This is a genomic window from Oceanidesulfovibrio marinus (genome assembly GCF_013085545.1).
Lineage (GTDB): Bacteria > Desulfobacterota > Desulfovibrionia > Desulfovibrionales > Desulfovibrionaceae > Oceanidesulfovibrio > Oceanidesulfovibrio marinus.
In genome coordinates this window covers 2,491,431-2,517,153 of record NZ_CP039543.1, presented here as the reverse complement: position 1 = coordinate 2,517,153, position 25,723 = coordinate 2,491,431, and the positions used below count along the sequence as shown (strand labels likewise).

22 protein-coding genes and 1 tRNA gene are annotated in these 25,723 nt (G+C 63.4%); 11 read left to right on the top strand and 12 right to left on the bottom strand.

What is annotated here, in order from left to right; translation table 11 throughout:
- Positions 1-521: 521 nt before the first annotated feature.
- Complete coding sequence (locus E8L03_RS11155; protein ID WP_171267386.1) at positions 522-1,397, bottom strand: SDR family oxidoreductase; 876 nt, start codon at positions 1,395-1,397, stop codon at positions 522-524.
- 114 nt (positions 1,398-1,511) lie between these two features.
- Between E8L03_RS11155 and E8L03_RS11150 the strand changes: the two genes are divergently transcribed.
- The 3 genes from E8L03_RS11150 (at position 1,512) to E8L03_RS11140 (ending at position 3,488) form a co-directional block, all read left to right on the top strand.
- The gene (locus E8L03_RS11150; protein ID WP_171267385.1) at positions 1,512-2,339 is read left to right on the top strand and encodes a helix-turn-helix transcriptional regulator; all 828 of its coding nucleotides are present in this window, start codon (positions 1,512-1,514) and stop codon (positions 2,337-2,339) included.
- A gap of 508 nt (positions 2,340-2,847) precedes the next feature.
- Positions 2,848-3,300 (top strand): hypothetical protein, encoded by a 453-nt coding sequence (locus tag E8L03_RS11145; RefSeq protein WP_171267384.1) that lies wholly within the window; start codon positions 2,848-2,850, stop codon positions 3,298-3,300.
- A complete protein-coding gene (locus tag E8L03_RS11140; RefSeq protein WP_171267383.1) occupies positions 3,297-3,488 on the top strand; it encodes a hypothetical protein in 192 nt (63 codons plus the stop codon). Before E8L03_RS11145 ends, E8L03_RS11140 begins: the two co-directional genes overlap by 4 nt.
- Positions 3,489-3,765: 277 nt before the next feature.
- Here E8L03_RS11140 and E8L03_RS11135 read toward each other — a convergent pair.
- Positions 3,766-3,841, bottom strand: a tRNA-Ala gene (locus E8L03_RS11135).
- A gap of 93 nt (positions 3,842-3,934) precedes the next feature.
- Positions 3,935-4,093, bottom strand: a complete 159-nt coding sequence (locus tag E8L03_RS11130; protein ID WP_171267382.1) for a hypothetical protein — start codon at positions 4,091-4,093, stop codon at positions 3,935-3,937.
- A gap of 91 nt (positions 4,094-4,184) precedes the next feature.
- On the opposite strand from E8L03_RS11130, the gene thrC reads away from it, so the two are divergent.
- A complete protein-coding gene (gene thrC / locus E8L03_RS11125; RefSeq protein WP_171267381.1) occupies positions 4,185-5,633 on the top strand; it encodes a threonine synthase in 1,449 nt (482 codons plus the stop codon).
- Positions 5,634-5,911: 278 nt separating this feature from the next.
- On the opposite strand, the gene E8L03_RS11120 is transcribed toward thrC, so the two are convergent.
- Together E8L03_RS11120 and E8L03_RS11115 are read right to left on the bottom strand one after the other, a co-directional pair.
- Entirely contained in the window at positions 5,912-6,463 is a 552-nt protein-coding gene (locus tag E8L03_RS11120; protein ID WP_144305333.1) for a hypothetical protein, read from the bottom strand.
- Between the two features lie 113 nt (positions 6,464-6,576).
- Positions 6,577-7,563 (bottom strand): zinc dependent phospholipase C family protein, encoded by a 987-nt coding sequence (locus E8L03_RS11115; protein ID WP_171267380.1) that lies wholly within the window; start codon positions 7,561-7,563, stop codon positions 6,577-6,579.
- A 291-nt stretch (positions 7,564-7,854) separates the two neighbouring features.
- On the opposite strand from E8L03_RS11115, the gene E8L03_RS11110 reads away from it, so the two are divergent.
- Positions 7,855-8,346 (top strand): cytochrome c family protein, encoded by a 492-nt coding sequence (locus E8L03_RS11110; RefSeq protein ID WP_144305331.1) that lies wholly within the window; start codon positions 7,855-7,857, stop codon positions 8,344-8,346.
- 89 nt (positions 8,347-8,435) lie between these two features.
- Here E8L03_RS11110 and E8L03_RS11105 read toward each other — a convergent pair whose 3' ends face one another.
- Entirely contained in the window at positions 8,436-8,867 is a 432-nt protein-coding gene (locus tag E8L03_RS11105) for a cereblon family protein (RefSeq protein WP_144305330.1), read from the bottom strand.
- A gap of 128 nt (positions 8,868-8,995) precedes the next feature.
- Here E8L03_RS11105 and E8L03_RS11100 point away from each other — a divergent pair, with 128 nt between their 5' ends.
- Positions 8,996-9,571, top strand: coding sequence for a GNAT family N-acetyltransferase (locus E8L03_RS11100; RefSeq protein WP_216367896.1), 576 nt, complete (start codon positions 8,996-8,998; stop codon positions 9,569-9,571).
- Between the two features lie 3 nt (positions 9,572-9,574).
- On the opposite strand, the gene E8L03_RS11095 is transcribed toward E8L03_RS11100, so the two are convergent.
- Together E8L03_RS11095 and E8L03_RS11090 are read right to left on the bottom strand one after the other, a co-directional pair.
- A complete protein-coding gene (locus tag E8L03_RS11095; RefSeq protein WP_144305329.1) occupies positions 9,575-10,303 on the bottom strand; it encodes a TVP38/TMEM64 family protein in 729 nt (242 codons plus the stop codon).
- Positions 10,304-10,483: 180 nt separating this feature from the next.
- Positions 10,484-11,953, bottom strand: a complete 1,470-nt coding sequence (locus E8L03_RS11090; RefSeq protein ID WP_171267379.1) for a dihydrolipoyl dehydrogenase family protein — start codon at positions 11,951-11,953, stop codon at positions 10,484-10,486.
- A 281-nt stretch (positions 11,954-12,234) separates the two neighbouring features.
- Here E8L03_RS11090 and E8L03_RS11085 point away from each other — a divergent pair, with 281 nt between their 5' ends.
- Positions 12,235-13,092, top strand: a complete 858-nt coding sequence (locus E8L03_RS11085) for a universal stress protein (protein WP_144305327.1) — start codon at positions 12,235-12,237, stop codon at positions 13,090-13,092.
- Between the two features lie 31 nt (positions 13,093-13,123).
- Complete coding sequence (locus E8L03_RS11080) at positions 13,124-14,989, top strand: chloride channel protein (RefSeq protein WP_171267378.1); 1,866 nt, start codon at positions 13,124-13,126, stop codon at positions 14,987-14,989.
- Positions 14,990-15,043: 54 nt separating this feature from the next.
- Here the strand turns inward: E8L03_RS11080 and E8L03_RS11075 are convergent, their stop codons facing one another.
- Together E8L03_RS11075 and E8L03_RS11070 are read right to left on the bottom strand one after the other, a co-directional pair.
- Positions 15,044-15,757 carry a hypothetical protein gene (locus E8L03_RS11075; RefSeq protein ID WP_171267377.1) on the bottom strand — a complete coding sequence of 238 codons (714 nt, stop codon included), beginning with the start codon at positions 15,755-15,757 and terminating at the stop codon, positions 15,044-15,046.
- Positions 15,754-16,584, bottom strand: a complete 831-nt coding sequence (locus E8L03_RS11070) for an acylneuraminate cytidylyltransferase family protein (RefSeq protein WP_144305324.1) — start codon at positions 16,582-16,584, stop codon at positions 15,754-15,756. Before E8L03_RS11070 ends, E8L03_RS11075 begins: the two co-directional genes overlap by 4 nt.
- Before the next feature lie 147 nt (positions 16,585-16,731).
- Between E8L03_RS11070 and E8L03_RS11065 the strand changes: the two genes are divergently transcribed.
- Positions 16,732-17,355: a sulfotransferase gene (locus E8L03_RS11065; RefSeq protein WP_144305323.1), complete on the top strand. Its 624-nt coding sequence runs from the start codon at positions 16,732-16,734 to the stop codon at positions 17,353-17,355.
- Between the two features lie 71 nt (positions 17,356-17,426).
- Here E8L03_RS11065 and E8L03_RS11060 read toward each other — a convergent pair whose 3' ends face one another.
- On the bottom strand, positions 17,427-18,269 hold the full coding sequence (locus E8L03_RS11060; RefSeq protein ID WP_171267376.1) for a glycosyltransferase family 2 protein: 843 nt from the start codon (positions 18,267-18,269) through the stop codon (positions 17,427-17,429).
- 265 nt (positions 18,270-18,534) lie between these two features.
- Here E8L03_RS11060 and E8L03_RS11055 point away from each other — a divergent pair, with 265 nt between their 5' ends.
- Both E8L03_RS11055 and E8L03_RS11050 read left to right on the top strand, forming a co-directional pair.
- Positions 18,535-19,782 carry a metallophosphoesterase family protein gene (locus E8L03_RS11055; protein ID WP_216367895.1) on the top strand — a complete coding sequence of 416 codons (1,248 nt, stop codon included), beginning with the start codon at positions 18,535-18,537 and terminating at the stop codon, positions 19,780-19,782.
- Positions 19,782-23,345, top strand: coding sequence for an ATP-binding protein (locus E8L03_RS11050; protein WP_171267375.1), 3,564 nt, complete (start codon positions 19,782-19,784; stop codon positions 23,343-23,345). The genes E8L03_RS11055 and E8L03_RS11050 overlap by 1 nt, the downstream gene beginning before the upstream one ends.
- A 209-nt stretch (positions 23,346-23,554) precedes the next feature.
- Here E8L03_RS11050 and ldhH read toward each other — a convergent pair whose 3' ends face one another.
- Positions 23,555-25,723, bottom strand: coding sequence for an L-lactate dehydrogenase (quinone) large subunit LdhH (gene ldhH, locus E8L03_RS11045; protein WP_171267374.1), 2,169 nt, complete (start codon positions 25,721-25,723; stop codon positions 23,555-23,557).

Here is a 25,723-nt window from a genome sequence, read left to right as displayed (position 1 = left end):
TCGAGAAAGCCATTCGATGAGACTCTGAGCACTTTGCCCTGGAAACGAATTTGCTCGTTCCTCTCGGTGTGGAAAAAAGATGTCGCCAACGTTCTGAATTTCGGGAATTATTTACCATGGTTAGGAATAGGCATGCCTCAATGGATAGCGCCGTCTACGATCTGAGCCATTACACTACAACCTGCATCAGTAATATCCTGCATCCAGAACTCTACCTAGAATCATATATACCATGCCATCAACTTGACCCGCAACAAACCGCACTTCCCATTCCTCGCCCGGTTCACCAACAGGAACAACGCAACGAACAAGGCCCGGTCAGCGACGAAGCTGGCCGGGCCTTTTCTATTGGGCAAGTTTGGGTGGAGGGGGGGCATGACCTCTGAAATGTCATTTCCAAACAACAACTCAGAAACTCCGAATGCTTGATCGTATTTGCCTCTTTCCGGCGATGTGAGCACTTGTGTCGGAAACCTCCAGGAATCCTACGGAATTCAGGTCCACCGGCAACAAGCGTCGCCTCAGTAATCCATCTGCTCAAGGTCGGAGATCAGCCCCGGCCCGCTTGGAGCCCAACCGAGCTTTTTTCTGGTTATGGCGCTGGAGGCCATCATGCTATGGGAAGCAAAGGTGGCGAACCAGCCGAAGTGGTCCTGGGCTTCATGTGACGGAATGGACTTCACGGGCACGTTGAGACCCAGTCCGATGGCCGTGGCGATAACTCGCATCGGTATGCCTTCTTCGGCCACGGCATGGTATATTGCTCCCTTTTCATGCTGCTCGAGTACAAGTCTGAAGAGGCGCGCAACATCACGGACGTGCACCGCGGCCCAGCGATTCATTCCATCTTCAACATACGCGGACATGCCTTTTTCCCGTGCGATCGCGATGGCATTGGTGACAAGCCCTTGTCTGACCGTGTTGTGCACCTGTGCGAGACGCACCACCACCGCATCAACTCCTTGCAATGATTGGGCAGTCTGCTCCGACACACGAGGAAGTGGCGAAACCTCTGGCCGGACCATGTCCTCGGTCGCTACTTGTCCCGGGCTCGTCAATCCTCCCATGACAGAGGGGACAATGAGCGTCCGGTCCGAGTTGGCGAGGGCTGCCCCCAAGGCCTCGATGGCCTGTTGGTCAATCTTGCAGCTTTCCGCGAACTTTGCGAAATTATGGTTAAAGCCCAGGTGAATGACCGCATCCGCGCTGTCCGCGCCTTTGCGCAGGCCCTCCACATCTTCAAGCGTGGCGCGGTGGATGTCAGCCCCCATGGCCGCGAGAGTTTTTTCACCCTCTGCTGAACGCGTCATGCCCAAGACGTCATAGCCGGCGTCGATCAATTCCTTGACGACATGAGAACCAATGAAGCCTGTGGCTCCAGTAACAAAAATACGCATGGTGAGCGCTCCTAATGGTAAAGATTCTGTCAGCAGCGCCTGTTTATGACCCCACCATGCACGGCCGTGAAGTAGTGACGTTATACTAGTATGCAAAGTACCAGGATAATCCGCATGGACGACAGAAGTAGGATGTTAGGAGAATATTTGAAGGACCGCCGCGCACGGCTCGATCCCGCCGCCTTGGGCCTACCCCTTGTACGCAGACGGACACCAGGGTTGAGGCGGGAGGAAGTGGCCCAAGGGGCGAATATCAGTGCCACGTGGTACACTTGGCTGGAGCAGGGGCGGGGTGGAACGCCATCGGCAGAGGTGCTGGAGCGCATAGCCCAGGCGCTGATGCTTTCCGATTCGGAGCGGGAGCATCTGTTTCTCCTGGCTTTTGGCAGTCCGCCCGCTGCGCGCTATGAAAGGGTCGATACGATTTCGCCGCGTTTGCAGCGTATCCTGGATAAGCTCGGCACGAGTCCCGCCATTATCCGAAACGCCACTTGGGACATCATAGCCTGGAACAAAGCGGCCCTGGCGACCCTGACCGATTATGAAAAGCTGCAGCCCCGCGAGCGCAATATCTTGCGGCTCGTCTTTGCCAACCCCCGTGTCCGTTCCGCCCAGTCTCAATGGGAAAGCGTGGCCCGGTTTGTCGTCGCAACATTCAGGGCGGAGACGGCGCGCACAGGGGCCACGCAGGAAGTGGCGGCACTGGTGGACGAGCTGCGCCAGTCCAGTGCTGATTTTGCGCGAATATGGGATGAGAATGAGGTGCGCACACACGGCGACGGCGTCAAGCAATTGCTTCATCCGGATGTCGGACCCATCACTATGGAGTATATGGCCTTTACCGTTGATGGAAGCCCAGACCTCGGCCTCGTGGTGTATAGCCCGGTCAGTGAACGTGATGAAGAACGAGTTCGTTCACTGCTTGAAGCCCTCCCGGAATAAGCACGGGAAAGGATCGCGCGTGCCCTTATTCCAGGGGGCGTAGCCAGACAACTTTCCGTCTGCGTTTTGTCGTTGAATGGTCCGATGAAGTGAGGCCATCTCCTGGTATTGCTGGCGTTCAGTTGCTGCGCGCGATGCATGATCTTGAATGCCATTCAGGCCGTGCACTGCTACCCGGTGAAATCATTGGCCACCTCGCGTCTGCACCACTTTTTAAAGCGATTCTCAGAGGTTTGGGGCGCATATTTGTGCTGCAACCTGTCGCGAGCGTGAGAGGGCGATGGCTGGCAAGCACATATGCTATGTATCGGCATATTATATTAACGATTTGTTTCTTTCACTTCGTCTATTTACAGGGTTCCCAAGGCCCTTTACACATAGATTCATCCTTGTACGCGCCAGAAGCCCACATATTCCTGCGCCAATCAGCTACGTCGCCATAGGCCGCAATAGCCATAGATCAGGGTTCCAGGGGATCAGTGATCCCTTGACCACCGGAGGCACAACCATGACCGACTGGACCGACCCAAGCAACTACGACCCGGATGACCTGCCGCCATGGGAGCGCGCGGCCATGCGCCGGGCCAGCCTGGCCGGGCTGATCACGCCGCGCCGCATTTTCTGGGCCGTGGCCATTGTGGGCCTGGTCATCTATCTTGCCGCCAACTGGCAATACGCCCTCGTGGCTGCGGGCATCACGGGGGATACCACGCCGGACCAGACCGCAACCGCGCCGGACCAAGCCACAACCGGCGCCGCCATGGACCGGCTTATGGCCATAGCCGAGATGGACGGCAACCCCATGCGGGCCACCTACAACCCGGGACGATTGAAAAAAACCTCGACACAACCGACCAGGCGCAGCGGCTGTATCTGCTTTTGCAGAAATACCCTGGTAAAATGGCATACCTGCTTGGCTATGTCTGTGGGGACGAGTTCACAACGCTGGGCTACCTTGTGAAAACGCGCGAACTTGTCCGCGTCCGCATCAATCTGGACGGCCACGTGACCGGGGAGCTCTGGCAGGAGCACGCCGTGGACCGTTTGAAAAATGCGGCTAACGGCGGCAGCCTCGACGACACGCCAAAGGGCAAACGCCCCGGCGGATTCGTAAGCCTCCGGGCCAACCCAGAGGGCCGGGCAAAATAATTTCCCCCGGCCGCCGGAGGTGCCCCGCGTTTTTCTCGGCTTGGCGCTGTCGCTACCTTTGGATAACCACCATGCTCAACCAGGGCATGGTGCCAAGCACTATGGCCTATGCCGCCGGGACAAATTTCGGAATGATTGTGGGGTGACAGGGAAGAAGAGAAAAAGGAAGCACGCCGCAGCCATCAAAAAATGTGGACAACATGGCGGATGGTGCAATGGCGTGGCGCCCCAAAGAAAAAGGGCCTAGCGGATTAACGCTAAGCCCTTGAAATTCTTTTGGTGGAGCTGGAGGGAATCGAACCCACGACCTCTTGAATGCCATTCAAGCGCTCTCCCAACTGAGCTACAGCCCCTCAAGAAGCGACCTTTTTACGCGAATCACTGACGTTGTCAAGCAAGGTCTCGCATTTTTTAGAAAAAATATTTTCATGTGCTATTTTAAAGTATTATAAGAGCCCATAGACGCTCTTGGACGGCCTGGCGTGGTGCGTACCGCTCGTGCGGAAGTGCTTCTTCATCATCTCCCGGCACTTGCCCTCCAGGGCAACGGTCGATATGACGAGACTCCGCAGGGAGTGACGCGTCGGGGTCGGGGAAGATCGCACAGCAGCTCCACACGGCATTCCTGCAATGGTATTGCCGACGACACAACCTCGCCAATTCATTCCACCCAAAGATTTTTTCGAGGACACCCCAATGACTCATGCCTTTCCTCCGTACCGCGGCTCCATGCAATATCGATGTCTTGGCTGCCAGGCAGTCTATTCCATCGACGAGCTTCACTACACCTGCCCGGAATGCGGCGGCGTTTTTCTGCTAGAGGACACGAACTTCGACAGACTGACCGAAACCCCCGGCGAGACGTGGCGCGACGTGTTCGACGCCCGCGCCGCGGCCAAGCGCGCCTCCCTCCGGGGTATCTTCCGGTTCTACGAGCTCATGGCCCCGGTTCTCGAAGAAGAGGACATCGTCTATCTCGGCGAGGGCCAGACCCCCGTTATCGAGGCCAACGACACCCTGGCCCAGCGCATCGGACGCCGCTTCGCCTACAAGAACGACGGCCAGAACCCCTCGGCATCCTTCAAGGACCGCGGCATGGCCTGCGCCTTCAGCTACCTCAAGCGCTTGGTGCGCGAGAACGACTGGGACCAGGTCCTGACCGTCTGCGCCTCCACAGGCGACACCTCGGCCGCCGCTGCGCTCTACGCCGCTTATGTGGGCGCCCCCCTCACCTCGGTGGTCATCCTGCCGCAGGGCAAGGTCACGCCGCAGCAGCTTGCCCAGCCTCTGGGCAGCGGCGCCACCGTGCTGGAGGTGCCCGGCGTGTTCGACGACTGCATGAAGGTGGTTGAGCATCTGGCCGAAAACTATCGCGTGGCGCTGCTCAACTCCAAGAACGCCTGGCGCATCCTGGGCCAGGAGTCCTACGCCTTTGAGGTGGCCCAGTGGTATGACTGGAATGTGGCCAACTTGGCGATCTTTGTGCCCATTGGCAACGCCGGCAACATCACCGCGATCATGAGCGGCTTTCTCAAGCTGCACAAGCTCGGCATTATCGACGAGCTGCCGCGTTTCGTGGGCGTGCAGTCCCACCACGCCGACCCGGTCTACCGCTACTATGAGGAAAAGGACCCGGCCGCGCGCAAGTATGCGCCGGTGGCCGTGACGCCGTCTGTGGCCCAGGCCGCGATGATCGGCAACCCGGTCTCGTTCCCGCGGGTCAAGCACTACGCCGACCAGGTCGTGGCCATCGGCGGCGAGGAGAAGTTCGCCGTGGTCCAGGTCACGGAGCAGGAGATCATCGAGTCCATGCTGCTGGCCAACCGCCACGGCCACATTGCCGACACCCAGGGCGGTGAGTGTCTGGCCGGTCTGCAGAAAGCCATCGCAGCCGGCATCGTGGGCAAGGACGAGGTCGCCGTGCTGGACGCCACGGCCCACGCCCTCAAGTTTATCGGGTTCCAGGCCATGTACTTCGAAAACGCCTTCCCGGCCGAGTACGGCATCACCCCCAAGGCCGAGCTGGCCAACGCGCCCCGACTGCTCATTGAACCTGCGCGCAAGGACGCCCTGGAGCCGCAGGCCTACTACCTCGAAGCCGCAACCGCGGCCGCCGATCTGCTGGGGCTGGAAGCCAAGAAGTAGAACGGTCTTATGTGTGGGGGACGCCGTCCCCCACGCCCCCTGCAAGGGGACCACTGGTCCCCTTGACCCCATTAATAGGGGCGGGTGGCCGAGGGGCAAAGCCCCTCGGATGTTACGTTGAGTCTGAAAGACTATAAAAATAACAAAGGGCATGAGTGACGCCGTCACTCATGCCCTTTGTTATTTTTGGTTTCCGGAAAAAGCTGTTTTAAACCCTGCAAAGAGTCCAGGGAGCAGTGCTCCCTGGCAGGGCGTCTGAGGGACGGCGTCCCTCAGTATTAACCGAAGGAGCGCTGGAACAGCGCTTCGATGGCTTTCTTGCCGTTGTCTTCCAGGAAGCGGGTGCCGGTGCCGGTAAAGTGGGAGCTGGTGATGACGGGATTCTGGACTTCGATCCAGGCGTCGGCGTCCCACTTGAACCAGGCGTTGCGCTTTTGGCCGAAGACGTAGAGCGGCTTGTTGCAGATCTTGGCGAACTCGGCGCCCCAGCCGGTGCCGCCTTTGACGGTATAGTCGTCCTGGATGGTGCCCACCACGAAGATCTCGTAGCCGGAATCCACCATGTACATGATGGTTTGCAGGACCTTGCGCATGAGCGGCGCGTTGGTGAAGCGCCGGTTCAGGAGCTTGGAAACGTAGGTCAGGCTCACGTCTTTGCGTTCCAGCTCCTCCGGGGTGAGGATGCGCTCGCCGCGCGAGCGGGCCACTTGGTGGCCTTCGAAGGAGAAGTTCACTTCGTTCACGCCGAATTTTTCGGCGATCTCGCCGAAGCATGCCTCGGCGCCGCCGGCGCCGCCGGAGAAGAGCGTGAAGTCCTTGGGATCGGCCATGGAAGCTCCTTGTCGGATTAAGACGGTTCGTTCAGAAACACGCACGCAATAAGCCGATTGGATAGCGCGTTTCCAGGAGGAGCGCAACGCCGGGCGTCCTGGTCGGTCGGTTGTCAGGCGGCGTCCGCGCTGAAGGCGGGCAGGCAGACCAGTCGTTCGTCCAGGGGGAAGCGCGGTGCCTCCAGGGGGTCCACCAGCATGCGCGAGCGGCTGTCGAGCATATCGGGCAGCTCTTTGCGCAGGGTACCGAGGTTGATCCTCGCGCCGGGCTGGAAGCGGCGCACGGCCATCTGGTTGCGCGCGCCGATAGGGTCGATGTGCAGCACCTGGGAGTCTTCGGGCTGGCGGAGCACGTCGGCCGCGGCGGCGCGGGAGCGCTCCAGCATGACGTCGCAGAAGGGGGCGAGCCGCGGGGGCAGGGCGGCGCGGCGCACCGAGGTGATGACCGAGTTACCCACAGGCGGGCTCTGCAGCACCACGCCGCTGCGCATGAGCCCCTTGCGGAGCAGGAAGGGCAGCTTGCGCCGGCCCGTGGCGCGCAGCAGAGAGGCGTCCGCGCCGGCAGGCGGCGCCGCGAGGATGGAGTTGGTCTCCCGCGGGCACCACGTCACCCGGCGGTCGGCTTCCCACTCCAGCATGGTGTGGGAGAGGGTGCCGCGCATGGGCATGATGGCCAGCAGGTTGGGGACGAAAAAGTTGTGGGCCACGGTATCCGCGGCCAGGTGGGCCAGGTAGCCCAGGGCGTAGGCGCGCAGAGCCGGGTCGGCGCCTTGTTTGATTTCGCGGAGCATGGCGTGGCCGGTGGCCCAGTTGTGGCTGTGTCCTTCCACATAGCGGACACCCTTGCCCACAAAGAAGTCGGCGGCCAGGCAGCCGTACAGGAACGGGCCGGGAAACTGCGCGAGCAGGGCGGCCGTGGCCGAAGACAGGTTGCCCGCGCCGGCAATGAGCGCGTGGCCGATGGCCATATGCACGCCAGGTCCCCAGGCCAGAGCCTCGCGGACGTCGAGGAGCACGAAGAGCAGTCCGGCGAGCAGGATGGAAACCAGCGGAACAACGGTGCGTGCGGATGTGGCGATGAAACGTGTGGTGCGTGTCATGGAGTCCTGGTTGGATGCGCGGGCGTGAATCGGCGGAGTAACATCTCCCGGAAACGTGCCAGCTCCGAATATAACAACGCTCTGTCCAAGTGGGAAGATGCAGCGGGCATGGTGATGCAAATTTAACAATCGGAGCGGGGGAATCATGCGCCACGTATTGATTCTCAACGTATTTGGATCGTGGAAGATGTGTCACATTCGTGTCACATCATTGACGTGACTGCCACCAAATATTACGACCGTCTTGAGACGAAGCTCTTGCCACCGGGATGCAAAAGAGAGGAGCGGACAATGCGGAAAAGCTATGCCTTCATCGCGGTTCTCTTGGGGATGTTCGCCGGATTTCTCTGCGTTAGCCTGCTCGCTGTTCCCGGGGCCGTGGCGGAAACCCCGCCCGATGCGCGATACATCGGGTCCAAGGCGTGCGGGGACTGCCATGCCGAGCAGTTCGACCGCTTCATGGAGTACTCGAAGAAGGCCCACTCCTGGCACTCTGTGGAGATCATGAGCTCCAACCTTACCGATGCCGATTTAAAGACGTGTTACGAATGCCATACGACCGGCTACGGCAAGCCCGGCGGTTTCGTATCCAAGGAAGAGACGCCGGAGATGGCGCACGTAGGCTGCGAGACTTGCCACGGCCCGGGCAGCGTGCATGCGGAGTACGGCGATCCCGCGGACATCACGCTGGAGCCTACCATGGACAGGTGTCTGTCCTGCCATAATGAAGAGCGCGTCGAGGCATTCAACTTCAAACCGCTGATCTACAGTGGCGCGCATTAGCGCGCATTGTCGCCCTGGAACATTGCCGCTTGGCCGTTGCGTTGCGCGGCTCTTTGCATGCGTTCAGGCGGATGCCATGCGCGCCGTGTCTATGAGTCTTCCACGAGCATGTTGAGTACCAGGCCGTAGAACATGCCGGCCGGACCGCTCCAGATCCACCCGAGGTGCACCAGGCATGAGCCGCACACGGCGATGCGCCAGGAGTGCTCCGGGAACCAGGTGAACTCGGAGCTGGGCTGGCCCGTGAGCGCGGCCCCGGGCGCGGCCGAGAAGATGCCGATCTCGAAGACGATGCCCGAGGGATTGCAGAACACGTGGCAGTGCCGGCCGCCCTTTTGCGTGCGGAAGCTGGCCTTGGTGATGGCGTGGCCGCAGGAACGGCAGCGCAGTATATTGCCGCCGCTGTCCGAGGTCTCGGTCTCGTCCTCGTAGTCCACGTCATCCAAGGGCGGAGCCGTGGGCGTGTCGGCGTCTTCGAGAAGCTGGCGCAAATGCGCACACGGTTGGTCATCGAAAGTCACGGCGAATCCTCGGGAAAAAAGGCGGGCGTATGCGCCGGGGCTGAAACGGTCTGGTAAAATACACCGAGGCGAAGCTTTTTGTCCAACATGCGATATGAGACCCGCAAAACAGCGCGGGAGAAAGCGCCGTGAGCGTTGTGGAGCTGCCCATACAGACCGAACGCCTTGTGCTGCGTTCCTGGAAGGAGGCGGATCTGGAGCCGTTCGCGGCCATGAATCGCGACAGCCGTGTGATGGAGTTCCTGCCCAGGCGTCTGACACGGGCTGAAAGCGATCAGCTTGCAGGTCGAATCTGCGCGGCAATGCGCGAATCCGGATTCGGCTTATGGGCTGTCGAGACCAGACGCTCCGGCGAGTTCATCGGCTACGTCGGTCTCTTGGCAGCCAATTTTGAAGCGCATTTCACGCCGTGCGTGGAGGTGGGGTGGCGGCTCGCGCACCGGTTCTGGGGCTGCGGATACGCAACAGAAGCCGCGCGGAAGGCCCTGTCAATCGGGTTCACGGCTTTCGGTCTCGACGCAATCGTCTCCTTCACCGTTCCCCGGAACGTTCGGTCCCGAAAGGTCATGGAGCGGCTCGGCATGACGCATGACCCTGCCGATGATTTCAACCACCCGAAGCTGGAAAGCGGACACCCTCTGGAGCGGCATGTGCTCTACCGATTGTCGAAGGACGATTGGATGCGGTCCAACGCGCCCCGATGAGACTCAGTTTTTTACGCTGGGCTCCTGCACAGGCGCGGCCTGCAACCCCTTCTTGGCGCGGTACCAGCCCAGCACCTTCTTGGCGACCAGGGGGAAGATGCCCAGCAGGGCGAACGAGGCGATGATCTGCCAGCTCAGGATGCCGGACAGGGAGTCGAGTTCGCCGAGCTGCGTGCCCGCGTTCACGTACACGGCCGTGCCGGGCAGCATGCCCAGCTGCGAAACCCAGTAGAAGGTGACGAGCGGCATCCTGGTCAGGCCCATGACCAGGTTGATGACGAAGAACGGAAAGACCGGGATAAGGCGCAGGGTGAAGAGGTAGAACGCGCCCTCGCGCTCGATGCCGGCGTTGAACCGGCCCAGCTTGTCGCCGAAACGTCGCTGCACATAACCCCCGGCCACGTACCGGGAGATGGCGCAGGCCAGAAGCGCGCCGATGGATGAGGCAAAGGAGACCGTGATCAGGCCGGTCCAGAAGCCGAGAATGGCGCTGCCGGCCAGGGTCATCACCGCGGCTCCCGGTAGGCTGAGCGCGGCGATGGCTACATAGGCGGCAAAGTACGCGGCCACAAAGAGCACCGTGTGCTCCTGGTACAGGCGCAACAGCGCATCCCGCGAGCCCTTGAGCTGGGACAGGGTCAGGTACTTGTGCAGGCCCAGGGCGAAAAACAACACGACCGCCACTGCGATGGCGCCGAGAATGGCTAGCTTTTTCCAGGTCTTGGTCTGCATTTTCGCTCCTTACGAGTGGGGGGACGTTGTCCCAACCGTTGTGATTCCGAGGGTTTCGCCCTCGGGCTCCCACCAGGGAGCTTAGCTCCCTGGACCCATATTTGGGGTCCAGGGGAACAATGTTCCCCTGGCAGGGGGCGTGGGGGACAGAGTCCACCACACCACTGGTCGCGATGAAGTTTACTCCTCATCCATACCAAGGGTCCACTCGCAGGCCTGGCCGCGGTAGTTGAAGAAGAAGCCCACGCCTTTTTTGACCAGCCCGCCGAAGATCTTGGGCGCCATGATGTCCGAGGCGACCTTTTTGTTGATCTCGGCCAGGGTGGGGTAGGCGTGGACCATGGAGGCCAGGCTGGAGAGTTTGATACCGCCGTTGAGCACGGCAGTCCATTCGGCCAGCAGCTCGCCGGCGTTGGGTCCGAATATCTGCACGCCCAGTGGGCGTTCCTTGGCGTCCAGGATGAGCTTGAGGCGACCTGCCGTGTAGCCCTCGGCAAGGCTGCGGTCGTTCTCGCGGAACGCCTCGGTCCATACCGTGTAGTCCAGGCCGGCGTCCTTGCACTGGACCTCGGTCATGCCCACGGCGGCGAGCTCCGGATCGGTGTATGTGGCGCGCGGCATCCAGGTGTACTCCGCAGCGCGTGGGAAGCGGAACAGGGCGTTGGAGATGACGATGCCGCCTTCGTAGCCGGCGGCGTGGGTGAATTGCCAGCGGCCGGTGATGTCGCCGCAGGCAAAGATGTGCGACTGGCTGGTGCGCATTTTGGCGTCCACGCCCACACCGCGTGGGGTGAAGTCCACGCCGGCGTTCTCCAGGGCCATGGTGTCCACGTTGGGGTGGCGGCCCAGGGCCACAAACAGGGCCTCGCCCGCGGCAACGAGCTCCTGGCCGTCCTTCTCGTAGACCACCTCCACACCACCTGCGGTCTTGCGCGCCAGCTTGGCCTGGACCCCGGTGATGATGGTCACGCCTTCGTCTTCGAGGGCGGCCTGCACCAGAGCGGCCATGTCCGCGTCCTCGTTGGAGAGAATCTGCCCGCTCCGCTGGATCACGGTCACGGCGCAGCCCAGACGGTTCAGGGCCTGGGCCATCTCGATAGCCACCGGTCCGGCCCCCAGGATGAGCATGGAGCCGGGCAGCCGGTCCATGGAAAAAAGCGTCTCGTTGGTCAGGTACGGCACGTCGGACAAGCCCTCGATGGGCGGAATCGAGGGGCTGGAGCCGGCGGCGATGACCCACTTGGCCGCGCTGATGCTTGCGCCGTGCAGGCGGATGGTATGCTCGTCCGTGAACTCGGCCGTGCCGAACTTGACCTGCGCGCCCAGGGAGCAGAAGCGTTCCACCGAGTCGTGCTCCTGGATGGTGCCGATGACCGAGCGGATGCGCGCCCGGATTGTGGCGAAATCCACAGGCGGCACCTCGGCTTGCGGCAGACCGTACTGTGGCCCGGAGCGCATGAGGTGGTAGACGTGGGCGGAGCGGATGAGCGTCTTGGAGGGCACGCAGCCGTAGTGCAGGCAGTCGCCGCCCAGGAACGCGCGCTTCTCCACCAGCAGCGTCTTGGCCCCGATCTGCGCTGCGCCGGAAGCCACGGTGAGGCCGGCCGAGCCGGCGCCGATAATGCCGATGTCGTAATCGTACGTCGCCATGAGACGGCTCCTTGAGTGCTCGCGTGTATGAAGCCTCCGGCGGCCAGGGGAACTTAGTTCCCCTGGACCCCTAATATAGGGTCCAGGGAGCGATGCTCCCTGGTGGGAGTTCGAGGGCGAAGCCCTCGCATTCTATTTCTAAAAATGTCTATCCAGTCTATTACGAATACACAAAGGGCGGGGGCATGACAAACAGTTGCGCAGGAGGAGCCGGAATTTCAGCATCCACTTGCGCTCGTTTTAAAATCGTCTACACTTCCAACACTGGGAAAAGAGAGACCATGCCAAGCCTGCTGCACATATTCCGCAATACCCCCTTTGGTCGGGAGACGCTGCTCAACTCGCTGTACTTCTGTGAAACTCTTGGGCTGGACCTCAAGGTTTACATCCCCCGGATGCCCAAGTTTCTGATGTACTTCGAGTACGAGGCTGTGCAGGTGGACCTGGACGGCTCCTACCTGAACGATCCCGACACGGCCGTGGAGCACCTGAACGGCCTGACCAAGGGTCGGAATCTGGTGGTGGATCTGTTGGAGACCAAGGAGTTCACGGCTTCCACGCTGCCGGACGTGCCCACGAACGTGGAGTTCATGACCAGCCCGCGCATCATTGCGGACAAGTCCACATCCATCGCCCTCGGCATTATCGGCTCCAAGGTGCGCACCATCCTCAAGACGGCGCGGTTCCCCGTGCTCATTCCCCCGCCCGTGTACAAACCGTGGCAGAGCGTCGCGGTATTTTTCGGCGGATCGGTCAACGCCGTGAAGTCGTTCTACCTGGGCTTGCGCATTGCGCGCGACAGCGGCCTGCCCCTGGACGTGTTCACCGTGGCCAAGGAGGATGAGCGCGAAAAGTACGAGGAGATCCTCGCCAAAAACGAGCTGTCGGATGCAATGGCCCGGGAGGTCCGCATCTGGGATTACCGGGACGTGGATTTTGCAAAGCTGCTTTACGACGTGCCCCACGACGCCCTGGTGGTGCTTGGAGCATATGGGCATGGAATCATAAAGGAAATGTTGTTCGGATCAAAGATGGAGCTCGTGCAGTCCGTGCTCCCCAACCCGCTGCTCGTGGCCGGGCCGAACTTCAAGACACATCCATGGTACCAGACGGAAACAGCACGCCTGCTCGATGGATGAGACCGCCGGCGGAACAGGAGCGAAACGGCAGATGACGGCCTTTTCAGAAGGCTTGCGCCGGTTCTTCAATCTGCGGGGCCGGCCGCACTCCTTGCAAGCAACCTTTCGCTGGCTGTTTCTCTTCATGCTCATCGGCTTCATCGCCGGGCTGGGAGCCATCCTTTTCCAGACGCTGTGCGAGCTGGGCATGCATTACTTCCTGGACGGCATGGCCGGCTACCGGCCGACCTCCGTGCCCGGCGAGAAGGCGATTCTTCCCCACACGGATACCCAGTTCAACCGCTGGATTCTGCTGGCGCTGCCTGCCATCGGCGGTCTGGTCAGCGGTTTTATCGTGTACACCTGGGCCCCGGAAGCAGAGGGCCACGGCACGGACGGCGCCATTGACGCCTACCACAACAAGGGCGGCATCATTCGCGGCCGCGTGCCCATCATCAAGACCATCGCCTCGACCATTACCCTGACCACGGGCGGCTCCGGCGGACGGGAGGGCCCCATTGCGCAGATCGGGGCCGGCTTCGGCTCCTTTCTGGCCACGCGGCTCAAGCTCTCGGAGCGCGAGCGCCGCATCATGCTCGCGGCCGGCATGGGCGCCGGCGTGGGCGCCATCTTCCGCGCCCCTCTGGCTGGCGCGCTCTTCGCCTCCGAGGTGCTCTACAGCGACGCCGACTTCGAGTCAGACGTGCTCATCCCGGCCGGCATCGCCTCGGTTGTGGCCTACTGCGTGTACTGCCTTGTCTACGGCTGGGGCTCGCTCTTCCAGGCCCCGGACTTCAGGTTCGACAACCCGCTGGAGCTCGGGCCGTACCTGGTGCTGGCGCTGGTCCTGGTGGGCGGCGGGTTCCTCTACGTCAAATGCTTCTACGGGGTGCGTGACCTCTTCAAGATCATCCCCATCAAGAACCATTACAAGCCGGCCATTGGTGGCCTGCTCACGGGTGTTGTCGGCTTCTATCTTCCGGAATCATTGGCCTTCGGCTACGGCATTGTCCAGACAGGGCTGGTCGGCAACGCGCCGTTGCTGCTTCTGCTGGGCGTGGCCGCGGGCAAGATCGTCACCACATCCTTCACCATCGGCTCGGGCGGCTCGGGCGGCGTGTTCGGCCCCTCGGTGGTCATAGGCGGAGCCCTGGGCGGCGCCGTGGGCACGCTGTTCCACGACTTCTTCCCCAACCTGGTAACGCATCCCGGCGCCTTCGTGCTGGTGGGCATGGCCGGCTTCTTCACCGCCGTGTCCTCCACGCCGGTCTCCACCATCATCTTCGTCTCGGAGATGACCAACTCCTACCATCTGTTGCTGCCCAGCCTCATGGTCTGCTTCCTCTGCCACATGCTCTCCAAGAACTTCTCCATTTACGAGGAGCAGGTGCCGGACAAGTTCTCGAGCCCGGCCCATGCCGGCGAGCTGTTCGTGGACGTGCTGCAGCAGTACAAGGTGCGAGACCTGCTGGACCAGATGCGCTCCGTGCGCACCGTGCCGGAGGACATGGCCTTCAAGCGGTTCAAGGAGCTTATCTCCACCACAGAGCAGCACTACTTCCCGGTGGTGGACGAGAGCAGCAGGCTCACGGGCATCTTCTCGCTCAACGACGTGCGCTGCATCCTGTTCGAGCCGCAGCTGGAGGAGCTCGTCCGCGTCAAGGACATTGCCAACCCGGACATCATCGCCACCACACCGCTTGAGGACCTGAACACGGTGCTCAAGAAGTTCACTATCAAGAATATCGACAGGATACCGGTGGTGCAGGACAACGACAGCAGCAAGCTGCTGGGCATGCTCGGTCGGCGGGAGGTCATCGCCTTCTACAACAAGAAGGTGGCCGAGCATTGGGGCGACAAGGCAATGGAGGTGGCGGACAACGATACCTGCGCCATCGAAAGCTTGCCGCCGCATTAACGCCAGCAGAAACACTCGTCCGCTACGTATGATGAAAGACGCGCCCCCCGTGCTTCAGCACGTTTCGTAGAGCAATCCTTCCAATCCGACGCCCTGGTTCGGGCCGATCTCCACGTAGCAATGCTGCGCGGCGTCCTTGTAGCGGCGCGATGCGATAAGCGCGGCCGGTACCAGCACAAGCGCGCCGTCCGCATACGGCAGCCGCGGCAGACAATGGCTGCCGCAACCGTCCAGCTCCGGCGTAAGCGGCAGGAGCGAGGCCGCGTCTGCATCCAAACCGCCGGCTGCGATGACCTGCGGCCACGGCTTGAGCCGCGCATGTGTTATCAGCGCCCCGTCCCGCATGGCCTCTTCCGGCAATGGCTGCAGGAACACCAGATGCTCGCGGGCAGGCAGCCGCCGTACGCGGATGATGACCTGCGCAGACGGCGCATCGGCGTGCAGGGACACCGCCTCCTGCACGGTCTGCGCCCGCAGCGGCCCGGCCAGCGGGGAAAGGTACAGAATGTCCTCGTACACCTCGCGCCCGGCAACCTCACGGCTGGCAAGAAAGCTGTCTAAAATGGTGGACCACTCCGTGCCCGTTCCGGCAGGCGGGGCATAGGCCTCGGCAGAGTCCGGCGGCGTGATCGGTGACGCCTCGTTCACCATCCAGACCTTGCGTGAGGGCGCGGCCGCGTGCACGGCCTCCCGCAAATACTCCGCCGCGGCGGCCAGCAGTTCCACATCCCGTTGGGACCATGCCCGCGCATCCACCAGCACGATCATCGGCCGCACTCCTCGGGGCGCGCGATATTAAAGCCGAAATCGAACCGCGCCAGCGCCTCCTCGGCCAGGGCGAAGTCCTCGTCCGTGTCGATGTCGATGCGTTCCAGCGGGTGCTCGATCTCGAAGTAGCAGGCATCGCCGTCTTCCGGGGATTCGTCGTGGAAGCCGATGCCGATGAAGTGCCCGGTGCGCTTGATGTGCGCGAGCCTGCCGGCGGCCAGATGCTCGCTGCCCGGAAAACGTTGCGCCAGAAAGGTGCGGTACGCCTCGGTCATGGCGGCGTCCAGGTCTCCGCTGTGTTGTGCCGCCTGGGCGATGGGCTCCAGCATTCCGTCGCCGCGCTCGCGGCACACGCGGCCCCACTGGAACGGCACGCGCACCATGGTGCCCACCAGTGTTCGCCGCCGCACCTCGTCCAACATGGCCTGCGTTCGCGCGAGGGAGCGAAACGGGCTGGTGGGGTAGAGGGTCACGAAGCCGGCCAGGGTCGCACCGCACGACTCCAGCCAGTCCATGGCGTAGCGTTGGGCGTCCTGGAGCAGGGCGGTCTCGTGGGATATCTCGGCCGGCCGCAGAAACGGCGTCTCGGCCCCGTATGCCCGCGCCACCTCGGCTATCTCCTCGGAGTCCGTATTCACAATCACCCTGTCCACGCCACGCAGAGAGCGGGCCACGCAAATGGAGTAGGCGATGAGTGGCGCGCCGCCCAACAGGTGGATATTCTTGCGGGGCACACGCGTGGACCCGCCGCGCGCCGGGATGTGCACAACGGTGATCGCGCCGTCTGGGTTGGCGAGATAGCGTTGTTTGCGGGCTGCGATATTCATGGGTAATCTGTCGTTGTTCCAAGAAAAATTTCAGTCGAGCCACGGCGTATGCTTGCCTGCGCCGGCTGCCCGGCGTATCCACAGAGCAGGCGAACCACCGCGCGCATCCACACCGTGTTGCCACGTTCGCCGCCGCAAGGAAAGCCCATGCTGCTTATCGCCACGCCCAAAAGCGCCTCCACCTCGCTCCTGCGCACCCTAGCCGACCGCCTCGGCCTGCCGGGATACATGGGCGCGGAAGGACTGAGCCGCGACGTGATCCAGGCCCTGGAGCCCAGCCCCGGCTACACCCATCTCCACACCTTCCACGGCTCGGACTTCAAGGAGCTGTCCGCGGAGTGCGCGCAGCTCATGACCTCGCGCCAGTGCATCTACAAGGTTCATGCGGCGCCCACGCCGCACAACCGGCGCATGCTCGCCGCGACGCCCAAGGTCCTGCTCCACCGCGATCCCCGCGAGATTGTGGCGGCATGGCGACGGGCGGTCCGTCTGGGCATCCATCACCGGCTGCAGCCCTTTGATGGCCTGGAGACCGAGGACGAATGGCTTGCCCGCGCCGAGGAAATCGGCGTCATCGGTGACGGCGGCGAGCTGGAACGATTCCGCGCCGGCTGGCTGGAGCAAGGCGTTCTGGAGGTTCGTTTCCGCGATCTTCTGGACAACCCGGACCAGACGGTCCGCACCATCGAGCGCTTCTGGGGCTTTGAGTCGGCATCCGCTGTCGTGGAGCTGGCGCAGGAGAAGTACACGCGGGATTCAAAAAACGTTTAAAAGATACGCCTCCGGCGGCGAGGGGAACATGGTTCCCCTTGCGAGAAGCCCGAGGGGCAGCGCCCCTCGACTCATTCAGCGTCCCTGAGAAACTGTCGTGCTTTCTGTACAAGCGCGCTCGACTCGCGCATCAGGTGTGTCCAACTTTCTGGACTGTGGACATCCGCCTCCCGGCCGTCGTGGCTGCGCACGGAGTAGAGCACACGCGGCAGATGGCGGAACCGTGCTCCGGCCATGGCGAAGCGCAGGTAGCACTCGTGGTCGTTGGCCGTGTACGACTCGTCGAAGTAGCCGTACTGCTCGTGTAGCGCCCGGCGGTAGAGCTTGGCCACGCCCACCAGGTACCAGTCCCCGAAACTGCGCGCGAAGCTGTACTCCGGCAACGAGAACCGGCGCAGGATGCGGCCGTCGTCGTCAATGATGTGCATGTCCGCGTAGCAGAAGTCGGCCTCGTCCGCTTCCAGCGGCGCGGCAAGCTCGGCGATCATTGACGGGTGCGGCATGTCGTCCGACGCCACGTACGTTACGTACTCGCCGCGGGCGCGGCGCATGCCCTGGTTGTATGAGCCGCCGTGGCCGGCGCGCGTCTCGTTCAGAATAATCGTCAGCTCGCGGCCGGCCGGGTAGCGCGGGTGCACGGTGCGGCGTACCGTGTCTGCCTCGGCATCGTACTGTGAAGCAAAGGAGGCCGTGTCGCCCAACCCGGCTGCATACTCCTCCAGCACGCTGAACGTCTCGTCCGGCGAGGGATCGGCAATCACGATGACCTCCAGCCGCGGGTATTCCTGGAACAGAATCGCGTCCAGGCAGGCCGGCAAATAGCGCGCCTGGTTGTATGTGGGCACGACAATGGACACGAGGGGCCGCGGGTCATGCTCCGGCGCCGGGCCGGTGGAGGCGTGTATCTCGGGCATGGGTCTGTCCTGCCCCGGCCGGCCCGGAATGTCCAGATGCTGTGGGGGACGCTGGGCTGCCTACGAGGGGCGCTGCCTCTCGCGCTCCCCGCCAGGGAGCACCGCTCCCTGGACGCCGGAGGCGAAAGAACAAAACGCGTGCTTCTCGACATTGCATTGCCGGGAATCTACAAATAAAAGTCTTTGGAAAGGGAAGTTGGGGAAGAATCGTTCTGAAAGGTTTTCCCCCAAAGATAATTTAGTCTCAGAGTCGTTAAGGAACAGCATGATCCGTTTTGTCCACGCCGCCGACATCCACCTGGACAGCCCGCTTGTGGGGCTGTCGCGCTATGAGGGCGCGCCGGTGGAGCGTCTGCGCGGCGCCACCCGCCAGGCCCTGGCCAAGCTCGTGGAGTTCGTCATCGCCGAGGAGGTCCCGCTGCTGCTCATCGCGGGCGACGTGTACGACGGCGACTGGCAGGACTTCAACACGGGCCTGCACTTCAACAGCCAGATGATTCGCCTGGGCAGGCACGGCGTTACCGTGGTCATGATCCACGGCAACCACGACGCCGACAACGTGATGACGCGGCGTCTGCCGCTGCCCGAAAACGTGCGGGTGCTGGACCACCGCAAGCCGCAGACCCTGGTGTTCGAAGAGCTCGGCGTGGCCGTGCACGGGCAGAGCTTCGCTACCAAGGCGGTGTCCGAGAATCTGGCCGCCGGGTATCCGCAGGCCCGGCCGGACCTCTTCAATATCGGTCTTTTGCACACGGCGCTGGGCACGCCGGGGTACGATCCCTACGCGCCGTGCTCCATGGATGACCTGCTGGCGAAACAGTATGAGTACTGGGCGCTTGGCCACGTGCACGAGCACGCCGTGCTGCACACGGACCCGCACGTGGTCTTTGCCGGATGTCTGCAGGGGCGGCACGTGCGCGAGCCCGGCGCCAAGGGCTGCGTACTGGTGGAGGCCGAGGGCCGCCGCGTGTCCACGCGGTTCGAGCCCATGGATGTGGTGCGCTGGGATACGGCCTGTGCCGATGTGGCCGGCGCAACCGGGCCCGAGGAGGCGGTGTCCATCTGGCGCGGAGCGTTCGAGCAGGCGCTGGAGCGCGCCGGGTGCCTTGCCCTGGCCTGCCGGGCTGTGCTCACCGGGAACTGCGCGGCGCATGCGGCGTTGCAGAAGGATGCGGAAGGGGCCGCGGCCCTGGTGCAGAACACGGCGGCCGAGGCATCGCGCGGCAGCGCCTGGATCGAGAAGGTTCTTGTGGAGACCGGGCCGGAGATCGACTTCGAGGAGCTGGCGCGCAGCGACACGCCGCAGGGCGATCTGCTGCGATTCGTGGAGCAATGCGCGGACGACGCCGAGGCCTTTGCGCAGCTCGAAGCGGACCTGACCCCGCTCACCTCCAAGATTGCGCGGACCGGCGCGGCTCTCCCGGACCTGGACGACCCGGAGGAGCGACGGCGCATCATGCGCGAGGTGCGGGACATCGTGCTGCCGCGGCTGACCGAGCAGGGGGAGGGCTGATGCACATCCGCACGCTCGACCTGCGCGCTTTCGGCCCGTTCACGGACAAGGTCCTCCAGTTCGGGGAGACCGGCACGGGGCTGCACCTTCTGTACGGACCCAACGAGGCGGGCAAGAGCTCGGCGCTCCAGGCGCTCGGGGATTTCTTTTTCGGCATTCATCCGCAAACGCCGTACAATTTTCTGCACGATTACAAGAAGCTGGCCATCAATGCGGAACTCGGCATCAATGGCCGGGTCGTCACGGCCACGCGTTATAAGCGGACCAAGAACGATCTGGTGGACGCGGCGAACCAGCCCATTGACGAGGAGTGGTGGCGTCGTGCGGTGCTGGGCGGGTTCGAGCGCACCTTCTTCGGCCAGATGTTCGCCATCGGCCACGAGACCCTGCGCGAGGGGACCAGGGGCCTGCTCGAAGGCGGCGGCGCTCTAGGCGAGACGCTCTTTGCCGCGGCGTCCGGCATTGCGAACCTGCGCACCGTGCTGGAGGAGCTGGACAAGGAGCGCGATGCGATATTCAAGAAAAACGGTCAGGTGCAACCAGTCGCCGTGCTCACCAACGCCATCCACGCATTGCAGAAAGAGCAACAGGAAGTGATTGCGAGCGCGGACGAGTACGCCGAGCGGCAGGCATCACTCAAGGCGCTTCAACGCAAGCGCGACGAGGCTGCGGAGCAGCTGGAGGAGTTCGGCATGGAGGTTGCGCGGCTGCAGCGCAGGCTCAGCGCGATGGAGCTTTCCGTGCGCCGCCGCCGTCTTCTGGAGGAGCTTGCCGCGTTTGCAGAGGTCCGGACCCTGCCGGAGGACTTTCGCGAGCGCCGCGTGGTGGCGGAGAATGCGCTGCAAACCGCTGCGGACCGGATGCTTGAAGCGCAGGAACGCCGGGAGCGGATCGAGGAATCGCTGGGCGCAATTATTGTCGATGCTGGCGTGCAGGACGAGGCGGCCGCCATCGAAGCGTTGCGGATGGAGCTTGCCCAGCACGTCAAGGCCATGGCGGACACCAAGGCACTGGAGCAGGAGCGCGACCGCATTGCCTACTCCGTGCGCGAGCTGCTGGACTCCCTGGGGGGCGGGCTCTCGCCCGAGGACGCCGCGGCGCGGCGGCTCCCACGCGCGGAGCGCAACCGCATCACCACTCTGGCCGAGCAGCGCCAGGCCCTGATTGCGACCGAGGAGAGCGCCAACGAGGCGCGGACCGAGGCACGCACAGCCCTTTCTCGGGCCGAGGACGCCCTGACCGCCGCGGCCATGCCGTGCGATACCACCGAGCTCGTCGCCGGACTGGATCTGGCGGCCAACCACGGAGACATCGAGTCCCGCATCGCCGAGCTGAGCCGGCGGATCAAGGACGAGCGCCGGCGCATCGCCGAAAATTTTGCTCGCCTTGCCCTGCGCGGGCTAGGTGGCACCGTTGCGCCGACCGTGGATGACCTGCCGGCCATGCCGCTGCCTGCCGCGGACACGGTGCAGCAGTTCGATACCGCGTTGACCGAGGCCGAGAACGCTCTGCGCCGCGAGGAAGACGAGGTCGCCCGCGTCACGAACGAACTGGATGGCAAGCGCCGGGAGCTGGAGCGCGTCCGCCGCGGCGGGGACCTGCCCTCGCACGAGGACCTGGAGGCCGCGCGGCGGCTTCGGGATGCGAGCTGGGACCTGATCCGCCGGCGGTGGGTCGACAATGATCGCAAGGAAGCAGATGTGTGGCGGCTGCTGGACGAGCTGCGCGAGGTCGGCATCGACGCGCCCAGGCCGGACAGCATTTCCAGGGCCCTTGCCGATGGCTTCAAGGAGGCCATGGAGCGCGCGGACAGCGTGGCCGACGCGCTGTGGCAGGGCGCGCGGCAGCTCGCCGTGGTGCTGGAGCTGGAGGCCGAGGCCGAGCGTCTGGGCGATGAGCTATGCGCGGCGCAATCCAGGCGTGACGATGTAGCGGAAGCGCTTGAGCAATTGCGCGTGCAGTGGACCGATGTGTGGCAGCCGGCCGGAATAGCGGCCGGGCGTCCGCGGGAAATGGCAAGCGTGCTGCAACGGGCTGTGTCTCTGCGGGATCGGCTGGCTGCGTTGCGCGACGAGGAGCTGGCTTTTTCCGGACTGACGGAGGAGCGCGACCGCATCCGAACGCTGCTGGAGCGGGGGCTGGAGCAGGCCGGTGTGGCAGGCGCGCCGGATCATACGATAACTGCCCTCGTTGCCAGGGCCAGGCACGTCGTGGATGAGGCGGCCGAGCTGGGCCGCACCCGCCGGACGTTCGAGGAAACGATCTCCACCAACAAGGCCGCCCTAACAGCCAGCGAGGGCAAGGCCAAATGCGCCAGCGAGGACATGGCCGCATGGCGGCGGGAGTGGGCCGCGGCTGTGGCTCCGCTGGGGCTCGGCGCGGATGCCTCCACGGACGAGGTGCGCGCGTATGTGGAGGCCATCGAGAGCGCGTGCGTCAAGCTTGCCGATGCGGCGGACAAAACGCGCCGTATCGACTCCATGCGCGAGGATTTCGAGGACTACGCCGCGCGGGTCCGTGCGGTGGCGGAACGCGTCGCGCCAGATTTCGCCAGGGAAACCGCGGTGGAAACCATGATTCTGGAGCTCTCGCGCCGGCGCAAGGAATCCGCCGAGGCTGCGGCCGAGCGCAAGCGTCTGGAAGAGCAGCGCGGCGACGCGGCGGCCGAGTATGAGTCCGCATCACGCGCCAGGGAAACGGCCGAGAAGCAGCTTGCCGTTCTGGTCGGCGAGGCCGGATGCAACGAGGTGCGCGAACTGCCCAATCTGGAGGAGCAGTCGCGCAGGAAGCTGGAGCTTGAGCGTGAGCTCGCCGCCCTGGAACGCGAGCTTGCCGTCCATGCCGGCGGGGAGGCTCTGGAACGGTTCATCGAGGACACGCTGGCCCTGGACCGGGACCAGCTCGCAGGGCGTCTGGAACAGGCCCGGTCGGAGCAGAGCGCGCTCAACGACAGCCGGGACGAGTATCTCAGAAAAATTACCCTGGCCGAGGGGGAGCTCGCCGCCATGCAGGGCGAGTCCAAGGCTGCCGAGATACGGCAGCAGATCGCGGCTGAGGCCGCCAGGCTGCAGGACGTGGTGGACCGCTACGTGCGGCTCACCATCGCCGCCCAGGCCCTGCGCAAGGAGATGGAGCGCTACCGCCGCGACAACCAGGGCCCCGTGCTCCAGGCCGCCGGCGCGTACTTCCAGACCATGACTCGTGGCAGCTTCCGCGGGTTGGAGGCCGACTACGACGAGAAGGGCGACCCGGTGCTCACTGGCGTGCGGCCCGACGGCGAGAAGATCGGCGTGCCGGCCATGAGCGACGGCTCCCGCGACCAGCTTTACCTGGCGCTCCGGCTCGGCGCCCTGGACGGCTTCCTTGGCCGGAACGAACCGCTGCCGTTCATCGTGGACGACGTGCTCGTGCACTTCGACGACGCCCGCTCCGAATCCACCCTGGCTGTGCTGGCCGAGCTCGCCCGCCGTACCCAGGTCATCTTCTTCACCCACCACGAGCACCTCGTGGGGCTGGCCCGGAACGCCGTCCCGGCCGAGCTGCTCTCTGTACAAGAGCTTTAAGCGTGCGGGGGACGCTGTCCCCCAAGCCCCCAGCCAGGGGAATTCAATTCCCCTGGACCCCAGAAATGGGTCCAGGGAGCCATGCTCCCTGGCGGGGAGTATGAGGGGCGGAGCCCCTCAACAACTAATATCGCGCCCCGTAAAAAAAGAAGCGGCCTCCGGGTTCCCGTCCGGAGGCCGCTTTCGTATGCGGAGGTTGGAGGCGCGCGTTACTTCTTGCGTCGTTCGGCGAGCACTTCCGTCATGTGGCGGACAACGACATTGCTGCCGCGTTTGGCCATACCGCCGCGGATCTGCATGACGCAGCCGGGGCAGTCGGTGATGATCATCTCGGCGCCGGTGGCCTCGATGTTGTCGAGCTTGTTTCTCAGGATCTGCTGCGAGATCTCCGGGAACTTCACGGAGTAGGAGCCGCCGAAGCCGCAGCAGACTTCCTCTTCTTTGCAGGGCACGTACTCAAGACCGGACTTGGTCATGATCTCGCGCGGGGCGTCGTGCACATCCAGGCCGCGGCACAGGTGGCACGGCGCGTGGTAGGTGGCCTTGGGGCCGCCAGTCTCGAAGTCGTCCTCGGTCATCTCCAGGACGTCGTTGAGGAAGCTGGAGATGTCGATGATCTTGTCGGCAAAGCGGTCGGCCAGCAGACCATCGCTGTCGCCGCTGCCGAAGATCTCGGGGTAGTGCTTGAGATGCGATGCGCAGGACGGGCAGGAGCAGACGATGTAGTCGTACTTGGCCGGGTCGATGGCGTGGATGTTCTGCGATGCCACTTCCTTCTCGGTCTTGCGTTCTCCCATCATCATCAGCGGCAGGCCGCAGCAGGTCTGCTGCATGGGGAAGTCCACGGCAACGCCCTTGTCGGCAAAGGCGTTGACCATGCCCTCCAGCTGCTCGGGGTAGAGGAAGTCCTGGGCGCAGCCGCCGAAGATGGCGACGGTGTAGCGCGGGTTCTCCACCTTGGGCTGGATCTTGGGGAAGATGTCGCGGAAGGGCTTGTCGGCCACTGCCGGCAGCTCGCGGAAGGCGTGCTGCTTGGAGAACATCATGGGCAGGTGACGGATGAATTGGCCTTTCTGTTTTTCTCCCTTTTTGACGCCGAAGGGCTTCTGGGCGAAGCGGCCGGCGCGGAGCAGGCCGTGGAAGAGCTTGCGGTTGCGCATGACCATGGACAGCAGGGTGGAGTCGAGGTCATGGCCGGTCTCGTCCACAATGCGGGCGTAGACGCGCTTGATGAGCGAGGGGAGGTCGATGCCCGCGGCGCAGACCGCCTTGCACGCCTGGCAGTTGATGCAGTTGAGCACCAGGTGCTTGGCCTTGTCCCGGCCGTGGAAGAAGTAGGTCAGGATGAGGCCGATGGCGCCGATGTAGATGTGGCCGTACTCGTGGCCACCCACCATGCGGTACACCGGGCAGACGTTGGCGCAGGCACCGCAACGGATGCAGCGCAGAACCTGGCGGAAGTCGGGGTCTTCGGCCAGGGCCGTGCGGCCGTTGTCCAGGAAGACGATGTGCATTTCCTTCTTGCCGCCGGGCGCCGCATTGTCCTCGTTGGGCCCGTGGATCCAGGTGCCGTAGGAGGTCATGATCTGGCCGGTGGCGTTGCGCGGCAGGGCGCGCAGCACGCGCAGGGCGTCGTGCAGGGTGGGGACAAGCTTGTCCAGGCCGCAGAGGGCGACGTGCACGCGAGGCAGGGTGGTGACCAGGCGGGCGTTGCCTTCGTTGGTGACCAGGCCGATGGATGCGGACTCGGCAATGGCGAAGTTGGCGCCGGAGATGCCCATGTCCGCTTCCACGAACTTCTGGCGCAGCTCGCGCCGGGCCACCTTGACCAGCTTTTCGATGTCGTTGGTCTGGTCCTTGCCGGTGACCTGGGAGAAGAGCCCGGCCACCTGGTCGCGGGAAAGGTGGATGGCGGGCATGACCATGTGGCTGGGGCCTTCATGGCGCATCTGGATGATCCACTCGCCGAGGTCGGTCTCGGTGACCTCCAGGCCTTCGCCTTCCAGGTGGTGGTTGAGGAGGGTTTCCTCCGCGGTCATGGACTTGGACTTGACGATCTTCTTGCAGCCGGTCTTCTTGGCGATGTTGGCGATCATCTCGTTGGCCTCGCCGGCGTTCTTGGCGAGGTGCACGTGGATGCCGGCCTTTTCGGCCTCGCGCTTGAACTGCTCGTAGAGCTCGCCCATGCGGCTGATGGCTTCGTCTTTGGCCGCGGCGATCTCGGCGACCAGCTCCCGCACGTCCATGCCGTCGAATGCCTTGGCCCGGCCCACGGGGTAGGCCTGGGCGAACTTGTCGATGGCCGAACGCTGGAATTCGTTGTCCAGGGCCTCGTGTATATGGTCCTTGTATTCGCCTATGTTCTTAACATTTTGCAT

Bases quoted from the DNA above. Each gene is read 5' to 3' on its own strand.
- E8L03_RS11155 (WP_171267386.1), bottom strand. From the start codon at position 1,397: ATGCGTATTTTTGTTACTGGAGCCACAGGCTTCATTGGTTCTCATGTC.
- E8L03_RS11150 (WP_171267385.1), top strand. From the start codon at position 1,512: ATGGACGACAGAAGTAGGATGTTAGGAGAATATTTGAAGGACCGCCGC.
- E8L03_RS11145 (WP_171267384.1), top strand. From the start codon at position 2,848: ATGACCGACTGGACCGACCCAAGCAACTACGACCCGGATGACCTGCCG.
- thrC (WP_171267381.1), top strand. From the start codon at position 4,185: ATGACTCATGCCTTTCCTCCGTACCGCGGCTCCATGCAATATCGATGT.
- E8L03_RS11120 (WP_144305333.1), bottom strand. From the start codon at position 6,463: ATGGCCGATCCCAAGGACTTCACGCTCTTCTCCGGCGGCGCCGGCGGC.
- E8L03_RS11115 (WP_171267380.1), bottom strand. From the start codon at position 7,563: ATGACACGCACCACACGTTTCATCGCCACATCCGCACGCACCGTTGTT.
- E8L03_RS11110 (WP_144305331.1), top strand. From the start codon at position 7,855: ATGCGGAAAAGCTATGCCTTCATCGCGGTTCTCTTGGGGATGTTCGCC.
- E8L03_RS11095 (WP_144305329.1), bottom strand. From the start codon at position 10,303: ATGCAGACCAAGACCTGGAAAAAGCTAGCCATTCTCGGCGCCATCGCA.
- E8L03_RS11090 (WP_171267379.1), bottom strand. From the start codon at position 11,953: ATGGCGACGTACGATTACGACATCGGCATTATCGGCGCCGGCTCGGCC.
- E8L03_RS11085 (WP_144305327.1), top strand. From the start codon at position 12,235: ATGCCAAGCCTGCTGCACATATTCCGCAATACCCCCTTTGGTCGGGAG.
- E8L03_RS11080 (WP_171267378.1), top strand. From the start codon at position 13,124: ATGACGGCCTTTTCAGAAGGCTTGCGCCGGTTCTTCAATCTGCGGGGC.
- E8L03_RS11075 (WP_171267377.1), bottom strand. From the start codon at position 15,757: ATGATCGTGCTGGTGGATGCGCGGGCATGGTCCCAACGGGATGTGGAA.
- E8L03_RS11070 (WP_144305324.1), bottom strand. From the start codon at position 16,584: ATGAATATCGCAGCCCGCAAACAACGCTATCTCGCCAACCCAGACGGC.
- E8L03_RS11065 (WP_144305323.1), top strand. From the start codon at position 16,732: ATGCTGCTTATCGCCACGCCCAAAAGCGCCTCCACCTCGCTCCTGCGC.
- E8L03_RS11060 (WP_171267376.1), bottom strand. From the start codon at position 18,269: ATGCCCGAGATACACGCCTCCACCGGCCCGGCGCCGGAGCATGACCCG.
- E8L03_RS11055 (WP_216367895.1), top strand. From the start codon at position 18,535: ATGATCCGTTTTGTCCACGCCGCCGACATCCACCTGGACAGCCCGCTT.
- E8L03_RS11050 (WP_171267375.1), top strand. From the start codon at position 19,782: ATGCACATCCGCACGCTCGACCTGCGCGCTTTCGGCCCGTTCACGGAC.
- ldhH (WP_171267374.1), bottom strand. From the start codon at position 25,723: ATGCAAAATGTTAAGAACATAGGCGAATACAAGGACCATATACACGAG.